Genomic DNA, 26,021 nt, shown 5'->3' on the forward strand with positions numbered 1-26,021 from the left:
TGGCGGCCCGGTGTTACACCGGGCCGCCACCGGATCCGCCCCGCAGGGGCAGTAGCTCGCCCGGCGGCGCAGAGCGCCGCCCTCCCAGCTTCTCGAGCCGGAGGCTCCTCATGCACGTTCCTCTGTCCTTCCGTCGGGCGGTGCGTTGCACCGCCGGCGTGGCTGTCGTGGTCGCGTTGAGCGCGTGCAGCACCGCCAGCGGGGAGACGACGACCTCGTCCCCGGCCCCACACCTGGAGACCGACCCGCCGGACTTCAACCACGTGCACGGGGTGGCCGGTGAAGCCGGCAGTGACGCCGTCCTGGTCGCGGCCCACAACGGCCTGTTCCGGCTGTCCACCGACGGTGACGTCCAGGTCGGGCCCACCATCGACCTCATGGGCTTCGCCGTCGCCGCGCCCGGGCGCTACCTGGCCTCCGGTCACCCAGGCCCCGGCGTCGACCTGCCCCAACCGGTCGGGCTGATTGAGTCGGTCGACCAGGGACAGAGCTGGCAGCCACTGTCCCGGCAGGGCCAGTCGGACTTCCACGCCCTCACCGCCAGCCCCGCCGGCGTCCTGGGCTACGACGGCACCTTGCGGCGCAGCACAGACGGCCTGTCTTGGGAGCAGCTCCAGATCCCGTCCGCGCCGGCCAGCCTGTCGGCCGGCCCGGACGGGAGCCAGGTGCTGGCGACCACCGAGGAGGGACTGCTGCACTCCACCGACGCAGGCACCACCTGGGCCCCCATTCCCGGGGCGCCGCTGCTCCAGCTCGTCGACTGGTCACCCGATGGCGGCGGAGCCGTCGGCGTCGACCCCAAGGGCCAGGTGTGGACCAGCCAGGACCGCGCCCTGACCTGGCAGCCGGCCGCTGAACTGGATGCCCCGCCGCAGGCCATGGACGTCGGCAGCACCGTCGATGGCGGCAGCCGGGTGCTGGTGGTCACCGGCAGCGCCATCGCCGAGTCCCGCGACGGGGGAGCGACCTTCACCGACCTCCGGGACTGACCCCGCGCCCGGGGTGCCGGGCGCGGGGTGTTAGGCGGTTCGATGGGCTGGGCGATTCAGTCGAGTGAGTCCAGCAGCGCGCGGCAGGCAGCCTCGCAGCGCCGGCAGGCCCCGGCGCAGATGCGGCAGTGCTCGTGCATCTCCGCGTGCTGAGAACACTCGTCCCCGCAGGCCTTGCACGCCGCGGCGCAGGCCTCTAACACCGCGCGGGTCAGGTTGGCGTCGTAGCCGGTGTGGCGGGACAGCACCCGGCCGGTGGTGTCGCAGACGTCGGCGCAGTCGGCGTTGGTCCGGATGCACTTGGTGAGCTCGGCGACCATGTCCTCGCTCAAGCAGGCATCGGCGCAGGCGGTGCACGCCTGGGCGCACTCGAAGCACGCCTCGATGCACTCCTGCAGCTTCTGGCGGTCCAATCCGCCGAGGTCCTTGGGGTAGGTCTCCAGCATCTGCCCGGCAACGGTCACGACTGCTCCTCACTCAGGTGCGGGCACGCCCCGGTGGCGGCCTCCCACGAGTCAGGGCCTACCCCGGTACCGACCTACTAAGCGGGGTAGTCATGACGGGAGTGGGCGATCTGCCGCCTCATCAGGCCCTTGCAGCAAATACCCCCCGGGGGTACCTTGTCGGTAGGCAGCGCGGAGGACCCGCCGCGACCTGGGGGAGGCGGAAGGTGAACGAGGAAGCGCACGGCTACATCAGCAGCAAGGACGACTACCTCAAGCGGCTGCGCCGCATCGAGGGCCAGGCCCGAGGTCTGCAGCGGATGGTCGAGGACGACAAGTACTGCATCGACATCCTCACCCAGGTCTCGGCCATGACGAAGGCCCTGCAGTCAGTCGCCCTGGGACTGCTCGATGACCACCTCAACCACTGCGTCGTCCGCGCCGCGGCCGCCGGTGGCCCCGAGGCAGACATCAAGATCCAGGAAGCGTCGGAGGCGATCGCCCGCCTCGTCCGCTCCTGACCCATCCAGCGCCCGCGACCCGCGCGGCGTCCCAGCGGACCGACCCCGGCCCGCCGGACAACCACTGCAAGGAGAAGTCAGATGACCACGTCCACGTACACCGTCGTCGGCATGACCTGCGGCCACTGCGTCAGCTCGGTGACCGAGGAGGTCAGCCAGGTGCCCGGCGTCACCGACGTCGCCGTCGACCTGGCCAGCGGTGGCCTCACCGTCACCAGCCAGACCCCGGTCGAGGACTCCGCCGTCCAGGCCGCCGTGGAAGAGGCCGGCTACCAGGTCGCCGGCCGCTGAGGCCCGCGCCTCGCCCGGTTCCACGCCTAAGGGCGCACAACCGGGCGAGGCCCACCGGCACGAGGAGGAGTCCATGAACGTCCCGTTGAAGATCGGCGGCTACCTGCTCGGCCTGGGCGTCGTCTTCGCCGCGGCCGCCGGGGTCGGTGCACTGACCGGCCCGGTCGGTGCGGACCCGGCCACGGTGACCGACGTGTCCCACACGACCGGGCCAGGCCACGGCGACATGCCGTCGGGCAACGACGACCGCCCGGACGACCACAGCAACGACTGAGCGCACCCCGCTCGACCCCGAGCCGCCGCCCCCGGCGGCCCCCCCCGCACGTGAGACGCACCCCAGGAGGACCGATGAGCTCGGCAACCCACCCCGCACAGGCCGTGGCCACCGGCGGTGGCCAGGTGGAACTGACCATCGGCGGCATGACCTGCGCCTCCTGCGCCATGCGGATCGAGAAGAAGCTCAACAAGCTCGACGGCGTCACCGCCACGGTCAACTATGCGACCGAGAAGGCCAAGGTCAGCTACACCGGGGTCACCCCCGAGCAGCTCGTCGTCACGGTCGAGCAGGCCGGGTACACCGCCAAGTTCCCGGCGCCGCCCCGCCCAGCCGGGACCGCCCCGGCAGAGTCGGTGGAAAGCGACCCGGTCGCCTCGCTGCGGCAGCGGCTGCTGATCTCCGCCGCCCTCACCATCCCGGTCGTGGCCATGGCCATGATCCCGGCGCTCCAGTTCACCAACTGGCAGTGGCTGTCCCTCACCCTCGCCGCACCCGTCGTGGTCTGGGGAGCCTGGCCCTTCCACAAGTCGGCCTGGACGAACCTGCGCCACGGCACCTCCACCATGGACACCCTCGTCTCCATGGGCACCTTGGCGGCGCTGGGCTGGTCGCTGTACGCCTTGTTCTGGGGCACCGCCGGCATCCCGGGGATGACCCACCCGTTCGAGTTCACGATCAGCCGCACCGACGGCAGCGGGAACATCTACCTCGAGGCCGCCGCCGGGGTCACCACCTTCATCCTCGCCGGCCGCTACTTCGAGGCCCGGTCCAAGCGCCGCGCCGGCGCCGCCCTGCGCGCGCTGCTCGAGCTGGGCGCCAAGGAGGTCTCGGTGCTGCGCGCCGGCCGCGAGGAGCGGATCAGCGCCGACCTGCTGGTTGCCGGGGACCTGTTCATCGTGCGCCCCGGGGAGAAGATCGCCACCGACGGCGTCATCACCGAAGGCTCCTCGGCAGTCGATGCCTCGATGCTCACCGGGGAGTCCGTGCCCGTCGAGGTCGGACCCGGTGACGCCGTCGTCGGGGCGACGGTCAACGCCGGCGGCCGGATCGTCGTCCGCGCCACCCGGGTCGGTACCGATACCCAGCTGGCCCAGATGGCGCGCCTGGTGGAGGACGCCCAGAACGGTAAGGCCGAGGTCCAGCGGCTGGCCGATCGGGTCTCGGGGATCTTCGTGCCCATCGTCATCGCCCTGGCCGTGGCCACCCTCGGCTTTTGGATCGGCACCGGCGCCGGGCTCGCCGTCGCCTTCACCGCCGCCGTCGCCGTGCTGATCATCGCCTGCCCGTGCGCCCTGGGACTGGCCACGCCGACCGCCCTCATGGTCGGCACCGGCCGCGGCGCCCAGCTGGGCATCCTGATCAAGGGACCCGAGGTCCTGGAGTCCACCCGCAAGGTCGACACCGTCGTGCTGGACAAGACCGGCACCGTCACCACCGGGCGGATGACCCTGGTCGACGTCATCGTCGGCACCGGTGAGGACACCGACCAGGTGCTGCGGCTGGCCGGCGCCCTGGAGGACGCCTCCGAGCACCCCATCGCCGCCGCGATCGCCGCTGCGGCCCGGGACCGCTCCGGGTCACTGCCTCCGATCGAGGGCTTCCTCAACGCCGAGGGGCTCGGCGTCCAGGGCGTCGTCGACGGCCACGCCGTCATCGTCGGCCGCACCCGGCTGCTCGCCGACTGGTCCCAGCAGCTGCCCGCCGACCTCCAGCAGGCCATGAGCGCCGCCGAGGCCACCGGCGGCACCGCTGTCGCCGTCGGCTGGGACGGGGCCGCCCGAGGCGTGCTGGTCGTCGCCGACGCCGTCAAGGACACCTCGGCCCAGGCAATCGCAGGGCTCCGGCAGCTGGGCCTGACCCCCATCCTGCTGACCGGTGACAACGAGACGGTCGCGCGGGCCGTCGCCGCTCAGGTCGGCATCGACGAGGTGATCGCCGAGGTCCTGCCCCAGGACAAGGTCGACGTCATCAAGGACTTGCAGTCCCGGGGCAAGGTCGTCGCCATGGTCGGTGACGGGGTCAACGACGCCGCGGCCCTGGCCCAGGCGGACCTGGGGCTGTCCATGGGCACCGGCACCGACGTCGCCATTGAAGCCAGCGACCTCACGCTCGTGCGAGGAGACCTCCGGGCCACCGCCGACGCCATCCGGCTGTCTCGCCGCACTCTGATGATCATCAAGGGCAACCTGTTCTGGGCCTTCGCCTACAACGTCGCGGCCCTGCCGCTGGCCGCCGCCGGTCTGCTCAACCCGATGCTGGCCGGGGCGGCCATGGCCTTCTCCTCGGTGTTCGTCGTTTCCAACAGCCTGCGGCTGCGGCGCTTCACCAGCCTGGCCGCCACCAGCCGGTGAGCGGCGTCAGTCGCACCACACCGTCGACAACCACGACAGCTCGCGCACGAACCGAACCGGCACACGGAGGGTGATGTGGCGACACCAACAACAACAACGGTCATCGAGGTCTCGGGCATGCTGCGGGCCTCATCGAAAGCCGTCGTGGAAGCCACGCTGTCCCGCCAGCGAGGCGTGCACGCGGTCGAGGTCAACCCGGTCGCCCAGACCGCGAACGTCGCCTACGACCCTGCGACGACGACGGTCGCCGAACTCACCGACTGGGTGCGGGACTGCGGCTACCACTGCGTCGGCCAGTCAGTGCCCACGCACGTCTGCCAGCCCCAGACCGAGCCCGCGCCGGCCGCCCACTCGCACTCCCACGCCCACGGGTCCAGCGGCCCGGCCACGCAGCGGAGCGACCACGCTGAGCACGCTGAGCCTGGCACGCACAGCAAGCACGGCCACGCCTCCGGTCACCAGACCGGGCACGAGCAGTCAGTCGGCCACAGCCCCCAGGACGCCATGGGTCACGGCGGTCACCACGGCTCGATGGCGATGGACGACATGGTCCGGGACATGCGTAACCGGTTCCTCATCGCCGCGGTGCTGTCGATCCCCATCCTGCTGTGGTCCCCGATCGGCCGCGACGTCCTCGGCTTCACCGTGGCGGCACCGTTCGGGCTGCGCGACGACGTTTTCTCGCTGCTGCTGTCCCTGCCGGTAGTCTTCTACGCAGCCTGGATCTTCTTCGACGGCGCCTACCGCGCCCTGCGGGCCCGCACCCTGGACATGATGGTGCTCGTCGCCGTCGCGGTGGGTGCCGGCTGGCTCTACAGCCTCGCCATCACCCTCACCGGCGGCGGCGAGGTGTTCTACGAGGCCGCCTCGGTGCTCACCGCGTTCGTGCTGCTGGGCCACTGGTTCGAGATGCGCGCCCGCGGCGGCGCCAACGACGCCATCCGCACCCTGCTGGAACTGGCACCACCACGCGCGATCGTGCTGCGCGACGGCCAGCAGGTCGAGGTGCCCACCGCAGAGGTGACCACCGGGGACCTGCTGCTCATCCGGCCAGGAGCCAAGATCCCCGTCGACGGCACCGTCGAAGACGGCGAGTCCGAGGTCGACGAGTCCATGGTCACCGGCGAGAGCCTGCCGGTGACCAAGACCCCCGGCGCCGGCGTCATCGGTGCCTCGGTCAACACGACCGGCACCCTGCGCGTGCGGGCCACCAAGGTCGGCGCCGACACCGCACTGGCCCAGATCGTGGCCCTGGTGCAGGAAGCCCAGAACTCCAAGGCACCCGGGCAGCGGCTGGCCGACCGGGCCGCCTTCTGGCTGGTGTTCGTCGCGCTGATCGGAGGAGGCGCGACCCTCGCCATCTGGCTGGCAGCGGGTGCCTCCTTCGCCACCGCCATGCTCTTCGCGATCACCGTCGTCGTGGTCACCTGCCCCGACGCCCTCGGGCTGGCCACCCCGACCGCGATCATGGTCGGCACCGGCCTGGGCGCCCAGCGCGGCGTGCTGTTCAAAAACGCCACCGCCCTCGAGGCCTCCGCCCGCATCGACACCGTTGTGATGGACAAGACCGGCACCCTCACCATGGGCAAGCCCGAGGTCACCGACGTGGTCACCGACGGCATGACCGACGACGACCTGCTGGCCCTCACCGCCGCCGTCGAGCGGGAGTCTGAGCACCCCCTGGCCGCCGCCGTCGTCCAGCACGCCGACAGCCGCGGACTGCCCGTCCTCACCGCACAGGGCTTCCGCAACGTCCCTGGTCACGGGGCCAGCGCCCAGGTGAATGGGCGACGCGTCCTGGTCGGGAACGCGCGCCTCATGGCCGATGAGGGCATCGTGCTCGGCGAGCTGGGTCGTCGGCGGGACCAGCTCGCCGACAGCGGCAGGACCGCCGTCCTCGTCGCCGTCGACGGCCACCCGGCCGGGGTCATCGCTCTCGCCGACGCCCCGCGAGAGACCTCGCCCGCCGCAGTCGCAGCACTCCGTGACCTGGGCGTCGACGTCGTAATGCTCAGCGGTGACAACGAAGCCACAGCCCGCCGCATCGCCGAGCAACTCGGCATCAACAGCGTCATCGCCGACGTCCTCCCCGGCGACAAGGCCGCGACGATCACCGAGCTGCAGCGCGCCGGAAAGCGGGTCGCCATGGTCGGCGACGGCGTCAACGACGCCCCAGCCCTCGCTCAAGCCGACCTGGGCATCGCCATCGGCGCCGGCACCGACGTCGCCATCGAGACCGCCGACGTCGTCCTCATGCGCTCCGACCCGCTGGACATCCCCACGGCACTGCAGATCGGCCGCGGCACCCGGCGCAAGATGCGCCAGAACCTCGGCTGGGCGATCGGCTACAACGCCATCGCACTCCCGATCGCCGCCGGAGTGTTCGAGCCGGCCTTCGGCCTGGTCCTGCGACCGGAGCTCGCCGCCCTGTCCATGTCCGGATCCAGCGTCATCGTCGCGGTCAACGCCCTACTGCTCAAGCGCCTCCGGCTGCCCGCCACCGCTGCGACCCCGGTTCCCAGCCCGACCGAGCAGTTAGCCGGCGACCCGGCCAGCCAGCGGTGACGGTTACCGCCGCACACGTCCGCTGTCCTGCTTGAACGAGGAGGCCATCATGATCAATCGCGCCACCGAGCGAACCGATGCCGATCGGTCCTCCCTCGACCCGGACGACAAGTGCTGCCGCTCCACACCCCGTTGCGACGGATGCCCCTACAGCGGGGGCAACCCCAACCGCCCGCAACGCTGATCAAGCTGTTGATCAGCTCGAGGTCAACTGTGGTCGTGCCGGTGGTGCAGGTCGGGTAGGTGCGGATGGCTGTGTCGAAGCGGCTCATGTGTGGGAATGACCGTGCCGCTTCGACAGGTCGTGATCGTGCTGGTGGACGTGCTCGATTCGAGGATGTTCGTGCTCGTGGTGGTGGGCTGAGCGCAGTACCAGGGCGACTCCTCCCGAGAGAGCTGCTAGCGCCACGATCTGCGGTCCAGTCACGGGTTCACCCAGCACCATGCAGGCCACAGCCAGGCCTGCGAAGGGGGCGGCGGAGAAGAGGACCTGGGCGCGGGCGGATCCGAGGTCCTGCGCTCCGGTCACCCACGGGTGATGGACAAGCCGTAGCCGACCGCCCCGATACCGAGGGCGAGGAGCGTGTCCGCGATGGAGGGTGGTGTACCGGTCACCAGGCCGAGTGTCAGGTTGTCACCTTCGGCGATCAGCCCCTTGGTCAGGGTGACCAAGCAGGGGGCGAGGTGGTCGATGGTGGCGGTCCCGGGGAGCCGCAGCCCCGGCTCCGGGTTAGGCCGCCGCCGTCACTTTATGGACGCCGGCGACGCCGCCGGCCGAGGGGCTTCCCCCCGGGAGGCCGCCACGCCCGCGGTGACCGCTCCCAGCGTGATGAGGACGTCGGCGAGGTTGAACGTCGGCCACCACCCTGTGTGCAGGTAGTCAGTCACCAGCCCGTCGCCAGCACGGTCGGCGAGGTTGCCGACGGCGCCAGCGAGAACCGCGGTCAACCCGAGGCGCAGAAGCCAGGGAGCAGCCGGGGCCGCGCGCCACGCGTAGACCGCCACCCCGGCGCTGATGAGGCCGCTCACCACCAAGACGACCCAACTGGGCAGGCCAGCTCCGAGGCTGAAGGCTGCACCGGGGTTGTAGCCGAGCCGCAGGTCGAGCAGGCCTAGGTCGATGGTGCGGCCCTCGGCGAGGCTGTGCTCGGCGACCTCCTTCACCGCCAGATCGCCTGCCGCGAGGATGAGCACCGCTGCGATGAGGCCTAGACGTACCGCCCGGGGACGGCTGGGCTGACGACGATCGCGTGCCGGCACAGGATCAGTCGTCATCGTCATCGTCGTCGTCGACGAGCTCGCCCTCCCAGGCTTCGCGGCCCTCGTTGATGGCGAAGATGGCGATGACGAAGCCGGCGACGGGGTCCAGCCAGGTCCAGCCAACGAGTGCGTAGAGGCCGAGGCTGATCAGGGTGGAAACGCTGAGCAGGACGCAGATCCTGGTCTCCGCGGCGTCGGCCAGGATCAGTGGGTCACCACCCAGGGCCAGGCCGACCCGGCGCTTGGCACGGGCGAGCAGCGGCATGATCACCACCGAGGCGGCCAGCAGCACCAGGCCGACGATGGAGGTGTCGGGCTCCTCGTTGCCGAGCAGGCTGCGGATGCCCTCGACGATCACGTAGGCGGCGAGCACGAAGAAGGTGACCGCCACGGCCTTGAGGGCGCGGCGCTCCTTGACCTCATCGGCCTCACCGTTGCGCAGTCGCGCCGCCAGGCGCAGGCCCACGAGGACTGCCGATGCCGACTCGATGCCCGAGTCCAGGCCGAAGCCGATCAGGGACACCAGGCCGGCGAGGATGCCGACGGTGATGGCGATGGCGCCCTCAGCCACGTTATAGACGACGGTGAACTGCGCCAGACGCAGACCCCGCTTGGTGAGCCGCTCAGTCTCAGCCGGCGTCAGGGTGGTGGTCTCGCTCATCGGGACGTGACCTCCTCGCGGCTGTCAGCCCCATAGGTCGGGCACAGGTCCACGGCATCGCCGGTGAGTGCCAGCAGTCGCTCGGCGGCCGCGAGCAGATCGAGGAGCTCGTCGCGGCTGGTCAGGGAGAACATCGAGGCCCGTCCCTGAGGCCGGGAGTCCACGAGGCCGCAGTCACGCAAGCAGGCCAGGTGCTTGGAGACCGTTGACTGGGCCAGCCCCAGATGCCCGGTCAGCTCGACCACGCGGTGCTCGCCCAGGCTCAGGTGCCGCAGGATTGCCAGGCGGGTCGGGTCGGACAAGCTGTGGAAGAGGGAGGCCGCCGGCGACAGGCCGGCAGTCTCGACCAAACAGGCGTCCGCCACAACACTATCCGGCGCTTTCATCGTCATAAGGCGATGATAGTCGGCTCGGATGCGTCCGTCATAGGAGGTGTCGCCCGGGGTTCCTGACCGGGACGGTACTTCTCCTGGTGATCAAGAAGCGTTGGACCGCCGACGCCCCACCACAGGGCCGCGCCGGCAAGTGCTGCCACGCCGACGACCCCGCCGAGCACCAGGCCGGTAGAGGAGGGCCCGTCACCGGTGGTGGCAGCCGCTGCGGTGTCCGTGTTCGCCGGCGACTCACTCGCCGGCGTCTGGCTCGTCGGGCTGATGCTCGAGCTCGATGCAGCGGACGCGGAGGTGGGCGCGGGAGTCGCAGCCGGAGCGGGCGCTGCGGCCACGGTGATCGAGGGAGCGGGGTTGGCCGGCTCGGGGTTGTCCGCGGTGGGCAGCTCGATCCAGGCGTCCTCGGAGTTGTCGGAGTACTGGACGAGGGTCTTGAAGGGCAGCTCCGCTGCAGCGTCCGCCGGGAGCTGGGTGATCGCGACGCTGAGGTCGGCGTCGACGCCGACCTCGAGCGGCGGGCCGGCGATCTCGTAGCCGTCCGACGTGGCGGTCAGGGACCAACCCTCGGGTCCGGTGGCCAGCGAGGCCGCCGCGGGGGCCAGGCCGGCGGGCAGCTGCGTCTTGACCCCGGTGATGCCCGCGGTGTCTGACTCGGCCTCGATGTCGAAGGCGACCATGACGGGACCAGCGCCCGCCTGAGCACCGTCTGCGCTGGCCTCGACATGAGCGCTGGCCGCGGTGGCGGTCAGGACAACGGCGCTGAGCGCGGCACCGACAGCGACCGCCACCTGGCGGACGCGGGCGGGGGAGGGGTTGATCACGACCGTTCAGTCGTCCTCGACTGCCCGCTGGTTCCCCGCCTAAGAGACTTCGTCGTAGCGCCCGAGGGCGGCCGCTGACGTGGTGACCTCTGGCTGGGACGTGGTCAGTCAGGTGGGTACAGCAGGTCCTCGCGCGGCTTCGCGTGCGCGGCCTGGTGGGCCGCCAGCAGCGAGCGGAGGCCGCGCACCGCCGTCAGGGTCCGTTCGCCGTCCCATGCCTGTAGGGCCACGACGGAGAGTTCGTCGCCGTTGCGGAGGGCCAGCGTGGCCCAGGAGGACTTCTTCTCGAAGCGCACCGCCGCCACCTGGGCCCAGGAGAGCTCCTGGCCGGTGGCGATGTTGCGCACGCGGATGCCGTGCTCATCGGCATCGACGCGCGGCCGGCCCAGCCACAGGACCGCCGCGGCTACGAGCAGCCCCAGCCCGAACATCGCGACCTGGTCCACCGTCCCGAAGGCGACGACCCCGACCGAGGAGGAGGGCAGCCGCAGCACGATCACGGTCGTCACAACCAGGATGGCCAGGGCCGCTGCCGCGACGACCATCCGCACGAGCCGTGGAACGGCGCTCACCACGGGCGGGTTCGCGGGCTGAGGTGCCTGGCGGGCCGGCATCGGGTCTCTCCTGGGATCGGCGGCTGACCGTGCTGCCGCAGCAGGCAGGCAGTGGGGGCCATCGGTGCTGTCCGGGCCGGAAGTTGACATCCGGCAACCGGTGCGCGGCCTGTAGCGTCGCTACGACGAATGATAGTAGGTGACGGGGTGGGGTCGTGCGTCCCTGACCCGTTGACTGAACAAGGAGCGCCGTGAGCTCGAACCTGAAGATCTCTGCCGCACTGGTCGCCGTCTTCGCCGTGGCGCTGGCGGTCTTCGGCGTCGTCCGCGCCCAGGGCGGAGACGAGGGGCTCCCGGCCGCGAACGCCGCCGTCGTCCGCGAGGACAGCCACCGCCTGTCCAGCGCGGCCGACGGCAGGGTCACCCTGGTGGAGTTCCTGGACTTCGAGTGCGAAGGCTGCCTGGCCGCCTACCCCTTCGTCGAAGAGCTCCGCCAGGCCTACGACGGGCGGATCACCTTCGTGGCCCGATACTTCCCGATGCCCGGCCACGCCAACGCCGAGAACGCCGCGGTCGCCGTCGAGGCCGCCGCGCAGCAGGACCGCTTCGAGGACATGTATGACCGGATGTATGAGACCCAGAGCCAGTGGGGTGAGAAGCAGGACTCCCAGGCAGCGGTCTTCCGCGGCTTCGCCGAGGAGCTGGGCCTGGACATGGCCGCCTTCGATGCCGCCGTGGCCGCACCGGAGACGCTGGAGCGGGTACTGCGGGACCGGGAGGACGGGATCGCACTCGGTGTGGAGGGCACCCCGACGTTCTTCCTCAACGGTCAGAAGCTGAGGGTCACCACGACCGATGAGTTCATCGAGGCACTCGATGCAGCCCTCGCTGGCTGACCCGGTCACCGGCCCTACGGGCGCCACCGGCCGCCAGGCCACACACAAAGCCCGCACGGCGGCCGGTGCGGCCCCCGGTGGACTCACCGAGCGGGGCCTGGCCTGGCTGCTGCTGTTCGGTGGGCTCATCGGGCTGGTCGCGGCCTTCGTGCTCGCCGTGGAGAAGTACGCGCTGCTCGCCGACCCGGACTACGTGCCCAGCTGCAGCCTGAACCCGGTCCTCAGCTGCGGGTCGATCATGGCCAGTGCGCAGGCGGAGGCCTTCGGCTTCCCCAACCCCCTGCTGGGCGTCGCCGGCTTCCCCGTCGTCGCCTGCACCGGTGCCGCGCTGCTGGCCGGCGCCCGGCCCGCGCGGTGGTTCTGGGCCGGTCTGCAGGTCGGCGTTACCGCCGGTGCGGTGTTCGTCCACTGGCTGATCTTCAGCAGCCTGTACCGCATCGGCGCCCTGTGCCCCTACTGCATGGCCGTGTGGGCGGTGACCATCCCGATCTTCTGGTACGTCACCCTGCACAACCTCGACCGGGTCCGCGCCCGGCTGCCCCGCCCGCTCGCCACCGTGGCCACGACGCTGCAGCGCTTCCACGGCGTGGTCCTCACCGCCTGGTTCCTGATCCTGACCCTGGCGATCCTGCACACCTTCTGGCTGTACTGGAGCACCTTCCTTGTCTGACCCCCGCCCCCTGCCCCTCCCTGACACGCCAGCCGGCATGAGGCTCCCGTGAGGGAGATCGGTGACGCCTTCGCCGACATCGTCGCCGACGGCTCCCTGCTGCTGGCGGCCGCCGTGGCAGCACTCGCCGGGCTGATCAGCTTCGCCTCCCCGTGCGTGCTGCCCCTCGTGCCGGGCTACCTCGCCTACGTCGCCGGGCTGACCGGCGCCCAGACCCGCGCAGCGAACACCACCCCAGCAGCCTTCCAGCCCGCCGAGGCCTCCTCGGGGACCGTGACCACCGCGGCCCCGAGCCCGGTCGCCGAACGGCGGCGCGTGGTCCTGGGCGCGCTGCTGTTCGTCCTGGGCTTCACCGCCGTCTTCGTCTCCTTCGGGGCCCTGTTCGGCGGTCTAGGCCGCCTGCTGCTGGAGTGGGCGCCGGTGCTCACCCGCGTGATGGGCGTGGTCACCATCCTCATGGGCCTGGCCTTCCTCGGCGGCCTGCCCTGGCTGCAGCGGGAACGCCGCATCACCCGCCGCCCACCGGCCGGCCTGGCCGGCGCCCCAGTCCTCGGCGTGGTGTTCGGACTGGGCTGGACCCCCTGCCTGGGGCCGACCCTCTCGGCGGTGAACACCCTGGCCTACACCGAGGCATCCGCCGGCCGCGGCGCCGCACTGGGCCTGGCCTACTGCATCGGGCTCGGGGTGCCCTTCCTGCTCGTGGCGCTGGGCGCCCGGCGCGCACTGACCCTGTCTGCCTTCGCCCGGCGGCACGCACCCGCCGTGATGCGCGTCGGCGGCGTCCTGCTGCTGGTGCTCGGAATCCTGCTGGTCACCGGACTGTGGGACGGGATCATGTCCTACCTGCGGTCCTGGCTCGCTGCGACCGGGCTCGGCTCGTCCTCGATCTGAGCGTCCCGGGCTGGTGACCGGCCGGGCGCGCGGGCCGGCCACGACGGCGGCCTAGACTACTAACGTGCTTAGGCGAACGCGTCCCGGCTGGACCACGGCAACGCTCCTGGCGCTCGGGATGACGGTGACCCTGACCGCCTGCGGCGGGGGCGACAGCTCGACCGAGCACGGTGGCGATCACGCTGCGGCCTCGGTGTCCTCCGCCGCGGACGAGGGTCCCTACGCCGGCCGCGAGCTCACCGAGCCGAAGGCGCGCCCGGCGTTCACCCTCACCGACCAGAGCGGCGCCGTCTTCGACTTCGCCGCCAAGACCGCCGGAGCGCCGACCCTGCTGTTCTTCGGCTACGCCAACTGCCCCGACGTCTGCCCCACCACCATGGCCGACGTCGCCCTGGCGCTGCGCTCAGCACCGGCCGACGTCGCCGCCCGCACCCAGGTGGTGTTCGTGACCACCGACCCCGCCCGCGACACCGCCGAGTTCCTGGGCACCTACCTGGCCCGCTTCGACGAAGGACTGCCCAACCGCTTTGTCGGCCTCACCGGCACCCAGGCCGAGGTCGAGGCAGCCCAGGAAGCGGCCGGGGTTCCCCTCGCCGAGGGCGAGGGCACCATGCACGCCACCAGCCTCTACCTGTTCGGCAACGACGACCTGGCGCGGGTGGTCTTCTCCGCCGGCGACACCGCCCAGGAGATCACCCAGGACCTCAAGGTCATCGCCACCGCCTAACAGTTCAGGCTTTCGTGAATCCAGTTTCTGCTGTACGGTCAGCGGTGTGATGCCCGTCCTGCACGCCGAGGTCCTCACCAGATTCGGCCACGCCCTGTCCGACCCGACCCGCACCCGGCTCCTGCTGGCCCTGCGCCAGGGCCCGGGCTACCCCTCGGAGTTGGCCGAGCAGCTGGAGGTGACGCGGCAGAAGCTGTCCAACCACCTGGCCTGCCTGCGCGGCTGTGGACTGGTCGTGGCCGTGCCCGAGGGGCGCCGGTCCCGGTACGAGCTGGCCGATCCGCGGCTGGCGCACGCCCTGGACGACCTGCTGGGAGTGGTGCTCGCGGTGGACCCCACCGCCTGCGCTGCGGATGAGGAGTGCTGCTGATGGCCATCGAACCCCTGCGGCTGACCACGGCCCCGGCCGCACAGACTCCCGCCGCCATGACCCCGGCCGCACCAGCTCCCGCCGCACCAGCTACCACCGCGCCAGGTCTCGCCGCTGAGCGGCGGGCCGTCCTCGCCCGCCGCATCCGGCTGTTCGTGGCCGCGACGATCACCTACAACCTTATCGAGGCCGTCGTCGCCCTCACCGCCGGTGCGAAGGCCTCTTCCTCGGCGCTGATCGGCTTCGGCCTGGACTCGGTCATCGAGGTGTCCTCGGCCGCGGCCGTGGCCTGGCAGTTCGCCGGCCGTGACCCCGAGGCGCGGGAGCGGGTGGCGCTGAAGGTCATCGGGGCGTCGTTCTTCGCCCTGGCCGCCTTCGTGTCCGTCGACGCCCTGCGGTCCCTGCTGGGGTCGGGGGAGGCTGAGCACTCCTCGGTCGGCCTGGTCCTGGCGGCGGTGAGTCTGGCGGTCATGCCCGGGCTGTCCTACGCCCAGCGCCGAGCCGGACGCGAACTCGGTTCGGCCTCGGCGGTGGCGGACTCCAAACAGACCCTGCTGTGCACCTACCTGTCCGCCGTCCTGCTTGTGGGCCTGGCCCTCAACAGCCTCTTCGGCTGGTCATGGGCAGACCCCCTCGCGGCCCTGGTCATCGCCGTCATCGCCGTGCGGGAAGGCCGCGAGGCGTGGGCGGGAGACGACTGCTGCTCACCTGCCTCCGCCCTCCGGCTGGCCTCACCCGCCGGCGCAGCCGCCGACAGCGAGGCGGGCTGCGCGTGCTCGCCGGGCTGCTCCTGCTGCACCGACCCGGCCACGTGACCTCCCAGGGAAAGGAGGCGACGCGATGAGCGGTGGACACGGCCACGACCACGGCGCGGGCGCGGCAGGAGCCACCGGCGACCACCGCCGACGGCTGGCCATCGTCTTGGGCATCACCACCACCGTCCTGGTGGTCGAGGTCATCGGCGCCCTCGTGTCCGGCAGCCTGGCGCTGCTCGCCGACGCCGGACACATGCTCACCGACGCCGCCGGCCTGACCATCGCGCTGATCGCGGCCAACCTCGCGCTGCGCCCAGCCACCCCGACCCGCACCTGGGGCTACCGCCGGGCCGAGGTGCTCGGTGCCACCCTGCAAGCGGCGGTGCTGCTCGCGGTCGGGGTCTTCGTCTTCGTCGAGGGCATCCGCCGGCTCTTCGAGCCCCCCGAGGTCGGGTCCACCGCGATGGTGGTGTTCGGGGTCATCGGCCTGGCCGGCAACCTCGCCTCCATGCTCGTGCTCACCCGCGGGCGCGGCGCCAACGTGAACATGCGGGCGGCGTTCCTCGAGGTGGTCAACGACGCCCTGGGGTCGGTCGCGGTGCTGCTGGCCGCGCTGATCATCGCCCTCACCGGCTGGCTGCAGGCCGACGCGATGGTGTCTCTGCTGATCGCGCTGCTGATCATCCCGCGCACCCTGAAGCTGCTGCGCGAGACGGTGTCAGTGCTGCTGGAGGGCACGCCACCGGGCCTGGACCTGGACGAGGTGCGGGCGCACCTGCTCGCCCAGCCGCACGTGCTCGACGTCCACGACCTGCACGCCTCCCAGATCACCAGCGAGCTGCCGGTGCTCACCGCCCACGTCGTCATCGACGAGTCCTGCTTCCAGGACGGGCACGCACCCCGGGTCCTGGACCAGCTGCAGTCCTGCCTGGTCGGGCACTTCCCGGTCAGCGTCGAGCACTCCACGATCCAGCTGGAGCCAGCCACGCACGCCGGCCACGAGCACCCCGCCCACCACTAGCCCGCGCCAGTGACCGGCAGCAGGGACTGCACAGGGCTGGTCAGCCGGCGGTGACGGTCATCGTCCCGATCTGGCCCAGCCGCACGTGGAAAGAGCACTCGTACTGGTAGTCCCCGGGCTGCTGGACGGTGAACTCGAAGGAGTCACTGACCCCCGGCGGCAGCACCTGGATCCCCTCGGTGATGTCGGCGGGGCCCCTGCCTGGGGTGAACAGCAGGTTGTGGGTCATCTGCTTGGCGCTGCTGGTGAGAGTCAACCGGACCGGCCCCGGCGCGACGGTGAACCGGTCGGGAACGAACACATAGTCATCGCTGACCGCGATCGTCAGCTCCTGAACGCCGTCGGCGCCCATGGTCACCGTGCCCGCCTCCGGTGCGGGAGCCGGCGGCGAGTCGGCCGGCGACGCCGAGCCCCCACCGTCACCACCGCCGCCGCAGGCCGAAAGCGCCACACCGGCCAGCCCGGCCAGGCCTGTCGCCAAGAGGGTCCGCCGGGTCAGTTCGCCGTCCACACCCGCAGCGTACGCAGGCTACTAGGGCGCTTCGTACCTCCTGCGGGACGCTTGCCTGCTCAGATGTTGCAGAGGTCGTTGAGCGCCGCCGACAGCGTCGGCAGCCCGGCGATCAGCACGGGGGCCAGCAGGACGACCCACAAGCCCCCCGCCAGCAGGCGGTGCCGCCACGGGGCCATCGGCGCCACCGGCTGCAGCAGCCGCGAGACCCGCAGCACGGCGCCCTCCTGCGCCATGGCCATCGCCGCCGCCGGCGCCCGCATCTCGACCAGGCTGACGATGGCCGAAGCGACGCTCACCCGGTCGACGTCCGCGGCGGCAGCATCGTCAGCGAGCAGCTCGATCAGCTGCCGGGTCTGGGCGGAGGCCACCTGGAACAGGCGCACCCGCGGGAACGCCCGCATCAACGCCTGCGACAGCGTCACCGCCAGATTGTGCCGCGCCCGCAGGTGCGCGGCCTCGTGCGCCAGCACACCGCGCAGCTCATCGCCGGACAACGCGGCCAGGGTCCCCGTCGTCACCACGATGCGCGTCTTGCGCCCGGGCACACAGAAGGCGGCCGGCGCCTGGGCGTCCATGACCAGCACGCCCAGCTCATGGTCCAGCTCGGCTACCAGGTCGATCGACCGGTGCAGCTCCCGCCGCCGGCGCCACCCCGAGCACAGCTCCCAGGCGGCGCAGGCCAGCACCCAGGCGGGCACGACACCGGCGAGCAGGGTCCCGGCCAGAGCTCCGGGAAGGAACTCAGCCGAGCCGTAGGCGCTGGCGACGCTCACCGCGCACGCGTGGAACACCGCACCGAGATCACCGGCCAGCGTGGTGACCGGGATCAGCAGGGTCACCCCCGCCAGGGCGAACGCCGTCACGGCGCTGAACGTCAACGCCTGCCAGGCCAGGATGGCCAGCCGGGGCGCCTGCGTCGTCCAGGCCGCACCCGCCAACCGGGGCCCGGCGAGCAGGATCGTCACCCCGATGACGGCCAGGGCGAGGGCTGCGGTCACGCCCGGCCGCCGGGCACCGGCCGCGGCTCGGTGCGAGCTGCCTCCACCGCGGCCCGCAGCTGCGCGACGGCGTCCGGCTGCAATTCGGCGACGAAGTGCATGAGCACCTCCTGCTGGTCCCCGGACTCGGCCAGGACGTCTTGCAGCAGCGCTGCGGCGTGCTCGGCGCGACTGCGCACCGGGCGGTACAGCCACGCCCGGCCCGACATCTCCCGGGTCAGCTGCCCCTTGGTGTGCAGGTTGTCCATCACCGTCATGACCGTCGTGTAGGCCAGGGTCCGGGACGAGGACAGCGCCCCGAGCACGTCACGCACCGTCGCGGGCTCCCCCCGCCGCCACAGCTCGGCCATGATCGCCGCTTCCAGCTCACCGAACGGGCGCACGCCCCCACCTCTCCCGGCCGCCTCATCGGCGCACCACCGCCAGACGGCGAGACTCCCCGCCGCCGGCTCCACTCGGTCTCATCCCACAGCCTAGGAGGACCGACCGGTACGCCCCTGGACAACACCGCCGACGAACCGCCGCTGATGGGGCGGGCACGTCCGGTGCCGAACTGTTCTAGGAGACGCCGCCGTAGGAGTGCAGCCCGGTCGACACGAGGTTCACGAACAGCAGGTTGAACACCAGGGTGCCCAGCGCTACCAGGTTGGTCCACGCCGAGGGCGCTCCGCGCCACCCCGCGGTGTTGCGGGCATGCAGGTAGGCGGCATACAGCGCCCAGGAGATGAACGCCCACACCTCCTTGGGATCCCACCCCCAGAAGCGACCCCAGGCGCTCTCGGCCCAGATGGCGCCGGCGATGACGGCGAAGGTCCAGATCGGAAAGCCGAAGACCGCCGTCCGGTGCGCCACCCGATCCAGTGCTTCTGCGCTGGGCAGCTTGTCGGCCCAGCCGGACGCGCCCGCCGACGCCGGTCGCTCCCGCCGGGCGGCGACCAGGTAGAGCGCGCTGGCCACACCGCTGACGATGAAGACCCCGAAGGAGATGATCGCGGCGGACACGTGGACGGCCAGCCAGTTCGACCGCAGCGCGGCCACCAGCGGCCCGGACTCGGCGTAGAGGTACATGCCGATGAGCACCAGCCCGATCACCGTCGGTCCCAGCACGAACACCCCGATCCGGCGCAGGGCCGGCACCCGGATCACCAGGAACAGGAAGGCGAGCACCCCGACCAGCACCGCGGCGGTGGCGAACTCGTACATGTTGCCCCAGGGCACCCGCCCGGCTGCCGCGCTGCGCGCGACGAGCACGCCGGTCTGCGCGACCGCGCCGATGCCGGTCAGAACGACACCCAGCTGCCCCCACCGTGCCGGCCGGGCCCTCGGCGCTTCACCCTCGTTCGCCGCAGGGGTGGCCACGGTCGACTCACCGGCAGTGACCAGGGCCAGATGGGGTCGAGCGCGCGTCGATGCCCGGCCGAAGGCCAGCTCGGCGCAGAAGCCGACCGCCGCGAGGGCGTAGATGGCGATCGCTACGCCGAAGAGCGTGTCGGAGAGGTCGGCCAGGGCGTCAGAGGTCATGGGTGACCCTCCTCGTGGATGACGTGCTCGGGGTCAGTGCGCGCCCGCCGGGATCGGCGGCCGGTGTTGAGAGCGGCCAGGACGGCGGCGCCGGCGATCGCGGAGAGTGCCAACTCCGGCGCCGCACCCATCCGGGTGGCCGGGGTGGTCTGGGTCCGCTGCGCCACCGAGCCGATGAAGGTCCAGGGCGTGAACAGCTCAGAGCGGTCGACGACCGTTCCATCGGGTGCCACGACGGCAGAGATCCCGCTGGTCGCCGCCACGATCACGGTGCGCCCGTGCTCGATGGCACGCAGGCGGCTCATGGCCAGCTGCTGCTCGCTCTCCGCGGTGTACCCGAAGGTGGCGTTGTTGGTCTGCACGACCAACAGAGAGGCGCCGCCGGTCACGACGTCGGAGACGAGCCCGTCGTAGGCGACCTCGAAGCAGATCACGTCCCCCAGACGCACCCCGCCCACATCAAGGACACCCGGCTCGGTGCCGGGCAGGAAGTCACGCCGCAGCAGATCGACCTGCGCGCTGAAGAACCGGAAGAACGACCGGGCGGGCATGTACTCCCCGAAGGGCACCGGGTGCCGCTTGGCGTAGCTGGCACCCGGGCCGGTGACGGGATCCCAGACGATGCCGGCGTTGGTCAGGTAGCGCCCCGGCCCGTCCAGGACCGCGCCGATCAGGATCGGCGCGTCGATCGCCCGGGCCGCGTCGTCGATGGCCGCCGCCGCATCCGCGTTCCCGTGGGGATCGATGTCGGAGGAGTTCTCCGGCCAGATGACGATGTCCGGTTGCGGGGCGGTGCCGCCCTCGACCCGCTCAGCCAGCAGCAGGGTCTCCCGCACGTGGTTGTCCAGGACTGCCCTGCGTTGAGCGTTGAAGTCCAGGCCGGACCGGGGCACGTTGCCCTGGATGACCGCGACGGTGGCCAGTTCCCCACCCGCCGACAACTGGCTCCCCGGCAGCGGCGGCCCCGCCAGCAGACCGACACCCGGGATCGCAAGCGCAGCAGCACACGCGAGGACCCAGCGCCGGCGGGCGGTCGGCTGTTGCCCTCCCGGGGACCTCCAGCCTGTGGCTGCGCGCGCTAACGAGACCGCCAGCGACGTCCCGGTGAGGGCGACAGCGAAGGTGACCAGCGGGACCCCGCCATAGGCGGCGAAGGCGGCGAAGGGTCCGTCGGCCTGACTGAAGCCCAGGCGCCCCCACGGGAAACCGCCGAAAGGCAGCCGTGAGCGCAGCGCCTCCTGCGCCACCCACAGGCCGGCTGCCCACACCGGTGAGGCGGGCAGCCGGCCGACCACCGCAGTCGCAGCACCCAGCGCGGCGCAGAAAGCCGCCTGGGCGAGGGACAGCGCAACCCAGGGCAGGTCACCGACGAAGACGCCGGTCCAGGTGAGGAGGGGCAGGAAGAAGGCCGCACCCATCACCATGCCGAAGGCCGCGCCGCCCAGCGCCGAGCGTCCGCGGGTGGCCAGCACCAGGAACAGCGGCCCCACGGCAGCCAGACCCCACAGACCGAACGGTGGAAAGGCCAGCCAGAGGGCGAGCCCGCCCGTGATGGCGAGCAGGAGGGCCATCGGTGTCCCGGCCAGCGGTGCCCGGGCGCGCTGCAGCTCCGGTTGATCAGCGGCAACGGTGGCGGTGGGGGAGAGGGGCATGGACATCAGCGCACGGTCCGACGCTGGCCCGCGGCCAGGCGCGCGAGCTCGGCGTTGTAGGCCGCCAACTCCACCTCGACCCGCGCGTCGCCGACCTGGGCGCGGCGTTCATCGGAGCGGACCCACTGCCAGAAGACGATCGCCACCGCGATGATCGTGGGCAGCTCGCCGAAGCCCCACACGATGTTGCCGGCGGCCAGTTGATCGGTCATGACGTCCACTCCCCAGCTGGCCGGGGCGTGCTCGAATGCCTGGACCAGCGGGGTGCTGGCCATCATCACCGCGACGGCGAAGAAGGCGTGCAGAGGCCCGGGAACGACCAGCTCGAGCAGCCGCATCGGTGCCGAGACCCGGTGCGGCCACGGATCCAAGCCGAAGGCGCCGCCGAAGGCGAGCAGCCCGGTGAAGAGGAAGAACGCGAGCATCAGCAGGCTGCCCACCCAGTGACGCATCAGGAGGTCGAAGGCGGGGGTGAAGTAGAGCGCGTAGAGGCTGCCGACGAACAGGGTCGTGGAGACGACGGGGTGGGTCATGACCTTGGCGGTGCGGCTGCGCATGACCAGTAGGAGCAGGGTCCGCCAGATGGCGGCCCGCCCTCGGCGCGGGAGCGCACGGATCGCCAGGCTCACTGGGGCGCCGAGCATGATCAGCATCGAGGACAGGACTGCGAGAACCATCTTCTGCAGCATGTGGATCGAGAAGAGCGTCATCGCATAGCTCATGACCTGCGTGGCCGTGACCAGCAGAACGGTCACGATGCCCAAGGTGAAGGTGACCGTGCGATGGCGTGGCCACCGAAGGCCACGGCGACCCAGTGCTCGGACTCCCAGCAGGTAGGTCACCAGGGCGAGCAATGCCAGCACGGGAAAGATCGAGGTGACGTCAACCTGGGGGGTGAAGAGCGTCAGCAGGCTCGGTGGGTCGACCGGCATCCGCATGCCCCCCATGCCAGATCCCACGGTCCGATTCCCCTCACCTGCTCTCGGGCGGCTGCTGTCCGTACCGCCGCCACACGTCATCTCCTAAAACGGATAGTAGGTGATGCGTGGGGGTGCGCGGGTGCCGCGGCGTCCGGCCACCGCCTACCGCATCCACTGGACAGGGCGACCCAGTGCGGACCAGGGTCGCGGGCCCCGGTGATGACCGTGGGAACGGTTGCACCCGAACTTGCGGATCATGAGCTCGCGGTTCAGGAGTTCGCTCGTCGGCTCGTTCGCGATGAAGGGCGAGCGCCGGTGTGCGCTCCGCGCGCAAGGGGTCAGATGTCGACGCCGCGTTCGGCGAGCCAGCCCTTGGGGTCCACACGACGGCCGTCGAGTCCACCCTCGAAGACCTCGAAGTGCAGGTGTGGGCCCGTGGACTGTCCCCGGTTGCCGAGCAACGCGATGGTGTCGCCGGCGTTCACCAGATCGCCGTCCTCGACCAGGATCTTCTCCATGTGCCCGTAGACGGTCACGTCCCCGTTGTCGTGGAGGATGTAGACGGCGAGCCCGAAGCCGCTGGCCGAGCCGGCCCGGATGACCACCCCGTCGGCGGCGGCGTACTCAGGGGTGAGCATGGGTGCGGCGATGTCCAGGCCGTAGTGGGTCGTTCCCCATCGGGCGCCGTAGGAGCTGGTCAGCCGGCCGTTGACCGGCATGACCGCCTTGGGGCGAGCTGCCTCGCGGGCCGCTTCCTCGCGGGCCGCCCGGGTAGCGGCCAGCTTGTCACGGCGCTCCGCCACCACGAGTTCGGCGATCTGCGGTCGGCCGTCGAGGTCGGCCAGGACCTCGACGACCGAACCCTCGTAGGGAATGTCCACGGCCGGCGCCTCGTGGGCGTGCGCAACCGGGGAACTGAGCCCGTAGCCGCCTTCCCACAATCCGGCTGCCAGACCACCCAGCGTGAGGGCAGCGAGCAGGAGCGGAGCCCTACGGTTCGCCGGTGGACCCGAGGTGCGCCGGGCGGGGGGCGCTGGATCGTGCGGCTGCTGACCCATCCATCCCCCTCGTGATCTCACCCAGAGCAGGGATGAGGTTACGAGGAGTTGAGTGATCCCCTAAGGAAGCTAGTAGTCGGCGTGTCCGGACACCCCAGCGATCACGATCCTCGCTCCGCTCAGGCGGACGGGGCCTCGGATGCCGCTTCGGCCTGTCGGACGTGGTCGGCGACCTTGCCCAGTTCGGATTCGATCGTCTCCTCGGCGATGCTCCGGACGGTCTTCCGCTGACGTCGGCGCTTCAACAGCCCTCCGGTCAGCGGCTCGTGAGTCAGGGTGATGGCCACGTCCGTGCTCTGGTCGGGGGCATCGGAGACCTCGATGGTCGTGACCCACACCTCGGGAGTCAGCTCCAGTCGGGTCCCGACGCGGTGCTGGGGTTCCCACTCGACGACCCGCCCGCGAGGTGCCCCGGCCGGGGGCGCCTGCCCATCGAGGCGTCCGGGAGCGCAGACGAACTCGGTGCCGTGCTTCGTCGAGGGACCGTCCACGACATAGGTGACGTCGCAGACAGCGCAGTAGGGCCGCAGGACCGCCAACGCCTCCCAGACGCGGGCACGCGTGAACGGCACCCGGCGCGTTCCTTGCACGACGGTGAGCCAGCCCGGCGCGGTGGTGGCCTTCGCCGGGCGCCACGCCGATCCCCTGTCAGATGCAGGAGCGTCCGGCTTGCTCATCGTGGGGCCCCTTCGGGCAGCAGCTGGTCCAATGCGGCTCGTAGCTCGTCTTCGGTCACCGCGGCGACGTACAGCGCCGCCACGCGACCGGACCGGTCGATGAGGATCGTGGTGGGTACCACGTTGGCCGGGAAACCGCGGAACGCCATGGCGACCCTGCCCTTTGGGTCGAACATCGACGGGTAGTCCACGCCGATCGAGTCCACGAAGCCCTGGGCCAACTGTCGTTGGTCCTTGACGTCGACGCCGAGGAACTGCACTCCCTCGTCCTTGACATCGCTGTAGACGGTCTGGAAGTCAGGCATCTCCAGCCGGCAGGGCGCACACCAAGAGCCCCAGAAGTTGATGACGGCGATCTGCCCCGCCAGCGACGTGGAGTCGAACGCCGACTCGTCCAGCAGCTCCCCCGAAAAGGCGGGAGCAGGCATCCGCTCCTCCGCGGGGATGACCTGCCCCAGGGGAGTGCTGGAGGTGAAGTCGAACTCCCCGGGGCCCTCGGTCGCCCCGTCGTCCGGGGAGCTCGAGCACCCCATCAGCCCGCCCAGCGCCACGAGACCGACGAGCCCGAGCGCATGCCTGCGTGTCACGTCATCGCTCACCTGGTGCACCTCCCGACAGGGTTGCCCGAGTTTCCGTCCCTGGCCTCGGTGGAACTCGAGTCGGCCCTGTTCCTGCCTCCGACGGGGAGTGCCGTTCAGAGCGTGACCTCGAGAAGCAATCCTACGAAAGAGCTTAGGAGACGAGGTCTGGACGGACTTGCCCGGGTGTCTCGTCGGAGCAAGCCCGCTGCGCCTTGGATCGGCGGTGCAGTCGTGCACCCCGGTTGTCGAGGTGTGAGGAACCGGCTGCACTCAGGTGCCGAGTGGCCCTCTTTTCCCTGGGTGTGACGCCTTCCTCCTTGCTCCCCGTCACCACCGAACCGGCAGGGACTCCAAGCCGAAGACGATGGACCGCTGCCGGAAGGGCGGCTGCCAGCCCGGCTCGGCGAGCTGAAGGTCGGGGAACCGCCGCAGAAGTGCAGGGAGCGCGATCTGCAGCTCAAGCCGGGCCAGCGGGGCACCGAGGCAATGGTGAACCCCGTGACCGAAGGCGAGGTGCTGCCGGACGGGCCGGCCCAAGTCCAGGTTGTCCAGGTCGTCGGCCCACCGAGGGTCACGGTCGGCAGCCATCAGCGAGCAGAGCACCAGCTCGCCGGCGCTGATGCGCTGCCCGCCGAGATCGAGGTCGTTGCGGGCGAACCGCGGGAAGGCCACCTGGACGACGGTGAGGTGGCGCAACAGCTCCTCCACCGCGCCCGGTACGGCGGTCGGGTCTTGCCGGAGCCGGCCCGCTGCAATCGGATCACGCATCAGCAGCAGAACGCTGAGGGCCAGCATGCTGGCGGTGGTCTCGTGTCCGCCCACCAGCAAGCCGTCCACGAGGCCGGCCAACTCCTCATCGTCGACTGTGTCCCCGTGTGTGCGCACCAGGTGGCCTAGCAGACCGCTGCCAGGGTTGGTGCGTTCACGAGCGACCAGGTCGCGCAGCAGCGCCAGAGACTGCGCCGCGGAGTCCAGCGGCGCCACGATGGACTGCAGGACGTCGAAGCGGCCAGTGGCGAGCTCAGCGAAGTCGATCTGCTCGTCGCGGGACACCCCCAGCAGCTCACCGATGACCAGTGCGGGCACCTGGTCGGCGAACTCGGTCACCAGATCGGCGCCCGGACCAGCGGTGGCCAAGGCGTCCAATCGTTCCTCAACGACCCGCTGAATCTTCGGCTCCAACGCGGCAATCGCCCGGGCGGTAAAGGCAGGGGCGAGCATGCGGCGAAGCCGGGTGTGGTCAGGCGCATCGCGGAATCCCAGCCCCCCGGGATCGGACAGCCCCAGGTCGCCATCGCCATCAGCGGCAGCCAGGTGAGCGAAGTCGTTGCTGAACGCGGCGGTGTCGGAGAGCACGGCTCGAACGTCGGCATACCGCGTGACCAGCCAGACCGGGTTGCCGAACAAGTCGAGCCGGGTGACCGGCCCGGCTTCCTGGTGTCGCGCGAGCCACGGCAACGGATCGACGTCGAGGCGGATGAGTGGACCAAAGACGTCGTCGGGGGCCAGGTCGGTGGAGGTGACAGGGCAGCCGGGCAATGTCACTTACGAGCTCCTCAACGTGGCGGGACGTCGGTGTGGGGCAGCTGGCTTGGCCCCATCGGGCCACTCATAGCGGTCACTCCTGGGCGACCAAGGTCCCGAGTCA

Annotated in this window: 30 protein-coding genes; 13 read left to right on the forward strand and 17 right to left on the reverse strand. The window is 71.1% G+C overall.

Annotated features, from left to right (window positions below; genetic code table 11):
* Positions 1 to 167 precede the first annotated feature (167 nt).
* Positions 168 to 989, forward strand: a complete 822-nt coding sequence (locus tag ACGBYP_RS20790) for a F510_1955 family glycosylhydrolase (RefSeq protein WP_411587267.1) — start codon at positions 168 to 170, stop codon at positions 987 to 989.
* A gap of 56 nt (positions 990 to 1,045) precedes the next feature.
* Here the strand turns inward: ACGBYP_RS20790 and ACGBYP_RS20795 are convergent, their stop codons facing one another.
* Positions 1,046 to 1,453: a four-helix bundle copper-binding protein gene (locus ACGBYP_RS20795; RefSeq protein WP_411587268.1), complete on the reverse strand. Its 408-nt coding sequence runs from the start codon at positions 1,451 to 1,453 to the stop codon at positions 1,046 to 1,048.
* 206 nt (positions 1,454 to 1,659) lie between these two features.
* On the opposite strand from ACGBYP_RS20795, the gene ACGBYP_RS20800 reads away from it, so the two are divergent.
* The 5 genes from ACGBYP_RS20800 (at position 1,660) to ACGBYP_RS20820 (ending at position 7,437) form a co-directional block, all read left to right on the forward strand.
* Positions 1,660 to 1,953 carry a metal-sensitive transcriptional regulator gene (locus ACGBYP_RS20800; RefSeq protein ID WP_411587270.1) on the forward strand — a complete coding sequence of 98 codons (294 nt, stop codon included), beginning with the start codon at positions 1,660 to 1,662 and terminating at the stop codon, positions 1,951 to 1,953.
* 81 nt (positions 1,954 to 2,034) lie between these two features.
* A complete protein-coding gene (locus ACGBYP_RS20805) occupies positions 2,035 to 2,244 on the forward strand; it encodes a heavy-metal-associated domain-containing protein (RefSeq protein WP_411587271.1) in 210 nt (69 codons plus the stop codon).
* A gap of 73 nt (positions 2,245 to 2,317) precedes the next feature.
* Complete coding sequence (locus tag ACGBYP_RS20810; protein WP_411587272.1) at positions 2,318 to 2,518, forward strand: hypothetical protein; 201 nt, start codon at positions 2,318 to 2,320, stop codon at positions 2,516 to 2,518.
* 74 nt (positions 2,519 to 2,592) lie between these two features.
* A complete protein-coding gene (locus tag ACGBYP_RS20815) occupies positions 2,593 to 4,872 on the forward strand; it encodes a heavy metal translocating P-type ATPase (protein ID WP_411587274.1) in 2,280 nt (759 codons plus the stop codon).
* A 75-nt stretch (positions 4,873 to 4,947) separates the two neighbouring features.
* Positions 4,948 to 7,437, forward strand: coding sequence for a heavy metal translocating P-type ATPase (locus tag ACGBYP_RS20820; RefSeq protein ID WP_411587275.1), 2,490 nt, complete (start codon positions 4,948 to 4,950; stop codon positions 7,435 to 7,437).
* A 525-nt stretch (positions 7,438 to 7,962) separates the two neighbouring features.
* Here the strand turns inward: ACGBYP_RS20820 and ACGBYP_RS20825 are convergent.
* The 6 genes from ACGBYP_RS20825 to ACGBYP_RS20850 all read right to left on the reverse strand — a co-directional run bounded on the left by ACGBYP_RS20825 (position 7,963) and on the right by ACGBYP_RS20850 (position 11,182).
* Entirely contained in the window at positions 7,963 to 8,109 is a 147-nt protein-coding gene (locus tag ACGBYP_RS20825; RefSeq protein ID WP_411587276.1) for a hypothetical protein, read from the reverse strand.
* A 72-nt stretch (positions 8,110 to 8,181) separates the two neighbouring features.
* Positions 8,182 to 8,631, reverse strand: coding sequence for a signal peptidase II (locus tag ACGBYP_RS20830; protein ID WP_411587277.1), 450 nt, complete (start codon positions 8,629 to 8,631; stop codon positions 8,182 to 8,184).
* Positions 8,632 to 8,701: 70 nt separating this feature from the next.
* On the reverse strand, positions 8,702 to 9,358 hold the full coding sequence (locus ACGBYP_RS20835) for a cation diffusion facilitator family transporter (RefSeq protein WP_411587278.1): 657 nt from the start codon (positions 9,356 to 9,358) through the stop codon (positions 8,702 to 8,704).
* Complete coding sequence (locus ACGBYP_RS20840) at positions 9,355 to 9,750, reverse strand: ArsR/SmtB family transcription factor (protein ID WP_411587280.1); 396 nt, start codon at positions 9,748 to 9,750, stop codon at positions 9,355 to 9,357. Before ACGBYP_RS20840 ends, ACGBYP_RS20835 begins: the two co-directional genes overlap by 4 nt.
* Complete coding sequence (locus ACGBYP_RS20845) at positions 9,747 to 10,424, reverse strand: DUF1775 domain-containing protein (protein WP_411587281.1); 678 nt, start codon at positions 10,422 to 10,424, stop codon at positions 9,747 to 9,749. The genes ACGBYP_RS20840 and ACGBYP_RS20845 overlap by 4 nt, the downstream gene beginning before the upstream one ends.
* Positions 10,425 to 10,672: 248 nt before the next feature.
* On the reverse strand, positions 10,673 to 11,182 hold the full coding sequence (locus tag ACGBYP_RS20850; protein ID WP_411587283.1) for a PH domain-containing protein: 510 nt from the start codon (positions 11,180 to 11,182) through the stop codon (positions 10,673 to 10,675).
* Between the two features lie 191 nt (positions 11,183 to 11,373).
* On the opposite strand from ACGBYP_RS20850, the gene ACGBYP_RS20855 reads away from it, so the two are divergent.
* The 7 genes from ACGBYP_RS20855 (at position 11,374) to ACGBYP_RS20885 (ending at position 16,452) form a co-directional block, all read left to right on the forward strand.
* Positions 11,374 to 12,018, forward strand: coding sequence for a DsbA family protein (locus tag ACGBYP_RS20855; RefSeq protein ID WP_411587285.1), 645 nt, complete (start codon positions 11,374 to 11,376; stop codon positions 12,016 to 12,018).
* Positions 11,978 to 12,688 carry a vitamin K epoxide reductase family protein gene (locus tag ACGBYP_RS20860; RefSeq protein ID WP_411587287.1) on the forward strand — a complete coding sequence of 237 codons (711 nt, stop codon included), beginning with the start codon at positions 11,978 to 11,980 and terminating at the stop codon, positions 12,686 to 12,688. Before ACGBYP_RS20855 ends, ACGBYP_RS20860 begins: the two co-directional genes overlap by 41 nt.
* A 48-nt stretch (positions 12,689 to 12,736) precedes the next feature.
* The gene (locus ACGBYP_RS20865) at positions 12,737 to 13,579 is read left to right on the forward strand and encodes a cytochrome c biogenesis CcdA family protein (RefSeq protein ID WP_411587289.1); all 843 of its coding nucleotides are present in this window, start codon (positions 12,737 to 12,739) and stop codon (positions 13,577 to 13,579) included.
* Between the two features lie 193 nt (positions 13,580 to 13,772).
* Complete coding sequence (locus tag ACGBYP_RS20870; RefSeq protein ID WP_411587290.1) at positions 13,773 to 14,306, forward strand: SCO family protein; 534 nt, start codon at positions 13,773 to 13,775, stop codon at positions 14,304 to 14,306.
* A 49-nt stretch (positions 14,307 to 14,355) separates the two neighbouring features.
* Positions 14,356 to 14,676 (forward strand): ArsR/SmtB family transcription factor, encoded by a 321-nt coding sequence (locus ACGBYP_RS20875; RefSeq protein ID WP_411587291.1) that lies wholly within the window; start codon positions 14,356 to 14,358, stop codon positions 14,674 to 14,676.
* Positions 14,676 to 15,491: a cation diffusion facilitator family transporter gene (locus ACGBYP_RS20880; RefSeq protein WP_411587293.1), complete on the forward strand. Its 816-nt coding sequence runs from the start codon at positions 14,676 to 14,678 to the stop codon at positions 15,489 to 15,491. The genes ACGBYP_RS20875 and ACGBYP_RS20880 overlap by 1 nt, the downstream gene beginning before the upstream one ends.
* 25 nt (positions 15,492 to 15,516) lie before the next feature.
* A complete protein-coding gene (locus ACGBYP_RS20885) occupies positions 15,517 to 16,452 on the forward strand; it encodes a cation diffusion facilitator family transporter (RefSeq protein ID WP_411587294.1) in 936 nt (311 codons plus the stop codon).
* A 40-nt stretch (positions 16,453 to 16,492) separates the two neighbouring features.
* Here ACGBYP_RS20885 and ACGBYP_RS20890 read toward each other — a convergent pair whose 3' ends face one another.
* From ACGBYP_RS20890 to ACGBYP_RS20935, 10 genes are all read right to left on the reverse strand, one after another.
* The gene (locus ACGBYP_RS20890; protein ID WP_411587295.1) at positions 16,493 to 16,963 is read right to left on the reverse strand and encodes a plastocyanin/azurin family copper-binding protein; all 471 of its coding nucleotides are present in this window, start codon (positions 16,961 to 16,963) and stop codon (positions 16,493 to 16,495) included.
* Between the two features lie 59 nt (positions 16,964 to 17,022).
* On the reverse strand, positions 17,023 to 17,964 hold the full coding sequence (locus tag ACGBYP_RS20895) for a M56 family metallopeptidase (RefSeq protein ID WP_411587297.1): 942 nt from the start codon (positions 17,962 to 17,964) through the stop codon (positions 17,023 to 17,025).
* Positions 17,961 to 18,347, reverse strand: coding sequence for a BlaI/MecI/CopY family transcriptional regulator (locus ACGBYP_RS20900; protein ID WP_411587300.1), 387 nt, complete (start codon positions 18,345 to 18,347; stop codon positions 17,961 to 17,963). Before ACGBYP_RS20900 ends, ACGBYP_RS20895 begins: the two co-directional genes overlap by 4 nt.
* Positions 18,348 to 18,522: 175 nt before the next feature.
* On the reverse strand, positions 18,523 to 19,485 hold the full coding sequence (gene ccsB / locus ACGBYP_RS20905) for a c-type cytochrome biogenesis protein CcsB (RefSeq protein ID WP_411587301.1): 963 nt from the start codon (positions 19,483 to 19,485) through the stop codon (positions 18,523 to 18,525).
* Positions 19,482 to 21,143 carry an apolipoprotein N-acyltransferase gene (gene lnt / locus ACGBYP_RS20910; protein ID WP_411587304.1) on the reverse strand — a complete coding sequence of 554 codons (1,662 nt, stop codon included), beginning with the start codon at positions 21,141 to 21,143 and terminating at the stop codon, positions 19,482 to 19,484. Before lnt ends, ccsB begins: the two co-directional genes overlap by 4 nt.
* Positions 21,143 to 22,075, reverse strand: coding sequence for a cytochrome c oxidase assembly protein (locus tag ACGBYP_RS20915; protein WP_411587306.1), 933 nt, complete (start codon positions 22,073 to 22,075; stop codon positions 21,143 to 21,145). Before ACGBYP_RS20915 ends, lnt begins: the two co-directional genes overlap by 1 nt.
* A gap of 320 nt (positions 22,076 to 22,395) precedes the next feature.
* The gene (locus ACGBYP_RS20920; protein WP_411587308.1) at positions 22,396 to 22,938 is read right to left on the reverse strand and encodes a M23 family metallopeptidase; all 543 of its coding nucleotides are present in this window, start codon (positions 22,936 to 22,938) and stop codon (positions 22,396 to 22,398) included.
* Positions 22,939 to 23,234: 296 nt separating this feature from the next.
* On the reverse strand, positions 23,235 to 23,792 hold the full coding sequence (locus tag ACGBYP_RS20925; RefSeq protein WP_411587310.1) for an SRPBCC family protein: 558 nt from the start codon (positions 23,790 to 23,792) through the stop codon (positions 23,235 to 23,237).
* Positions 23,789 to 24,391, reverse strand: a complete 603-nt coding sequence (locus tag ACGBYP_RS20930; protein ID WP_411587312.1) for a TlpA family protein disulfide reductase — start codon at positions 24,389 to 24,391, stop codon at positions 23,789 to 23,791. The genes ACGBYP_RS20925 and ACGBYP_RS20930 overlap by 4 nt, the downstream gene beginning before the upstream one ends.
* Positions 24,392 to 24,700: 309 nt before the next feature.
* Positions 24,701 to 25,918: a cytochrome P450 gene (locus tag ACGBYP_RS20935; RefSeq protein WP_411587314.1), complete on the reverse strand. Its 1,218-nt coding sequence runs from the start codon at positions 25,916 to 25,918 to the stop codon at positions 24,701 to 24,703.
* Positions 25,919 to 26,021 lie beyond the last annotated feature (103 nt).

This window comes from Modestobacter sp. SSW1-42, assembly GCF_046635825.1.
Classification (GTDB): domain Bacteria; phylum Actinomycetota; class Actinomycetes; order Mycobacteriales; family Geodermatophilaceae; genus Modestobacter.

Coding starts and splice junctions, on each gene's coding strand:
- ACGBYP_RS20805 (WP_411587271.1), top strand. CDS start 2,035: ATGACCACGTCCACGTACACCGTCGTCGGCATGACCTGCGGCCACTGC.
- ACGBYP_RS20810 (WP_411587272.1), top strand. CDS start 2,318: ATGAACGTCCCGTTGAAGATCGGCGGCTACCTGCTCGGCCTGGGCGTC.
- ACGBYP_RS20815 (WP_411587274.1), top strand. CDS start 2,593: ATGAGCTCGGCAACCCACCCCGCACAGGCCGTGGCCACCGGCGGTGGC.
- ACGBYP_RS20835 (WP_411587278.1), bottom strand. CDS start 9,358: ATGAGCGAGACCACCACCCTGACGCCGGCTGAGACTGAGCGGCTCACC.
- ACGBYP_RS20840 (WP_411587280.1), bottom strand. CDS start 9,750: ATGACGATGAAAGCGCCGGATAGTGTTGTGGCGGACGCCTGTTTGGTC.
- ACGBYP_RS20845 (WP_411587281.1), bottom strand. CDS start 10,424: ATGGTCGCCTTCGACATCGAGGCCGAGTCAGACACCGCGGGCATCACC.
- ACGBYP_RS20850 (WP_411587283.1), bottom strand. CDS start 11,182: ATGCCGGCCCGCCAGGCACCTCAGCCCGCGAACCCGCCCGTGGTGAGC.
- ACGBYP_RS20860 (WP_411587287.1), top strand. CDS start 11,978: ATGAGTTCATCGAGGCACTCGATGCAGCCCTCGCTGGCTGACCCGGTC.
- ACGBYP_RS20875 (WP_411587291.1), top strand. CDS start 14,356: ATGCCCGTCCTGCACGCCGAGGTCCTCACCAGATTCGGCCACGCCCTG.
- ACGBYP_RS20880 (WP_411587293.1), top strand. CDS start 14,676: ATGGCCATCGAACCCCTGCGGCTGACCACGGCCCCGGCCGCACAGACT.
- ACGBYP_RS20885 (WP_411587294.1), top strand. CDS start 15,517: ATGAGCGGTGGACACGGCCACGACCACGGCGCGGGCGCGGCAGGAGCC.
- ccsB (WP_411587301.1), bottom strand. CDS start 19,485: ATGACCTCTGACGCCCTGGCCGACCTCTCCGACACGCTCTTCGGCGTA.
- lnt (WP_411587304.1), bottom strand. CDS start 21,143: ATGTCCATGCCCCTCTCCCCCACCGCCACCGTTGCCGCTGATCAACCG.
- ACGBYP_RS20915 (WP_411587306.1), bottom strand. CDS start 22,075: ATGCGGATGCCGGTCGACCCACCGAGCCTGCTGACGCTCTTCACCCCC.
- ACGBYP_RS20925 (WP_411587310.1), bottom strand. CDS start 23,792: ATGAGCAAGCCGGACGCTCCTGCATCTGACAGGGGATCGGCGTGGCGC.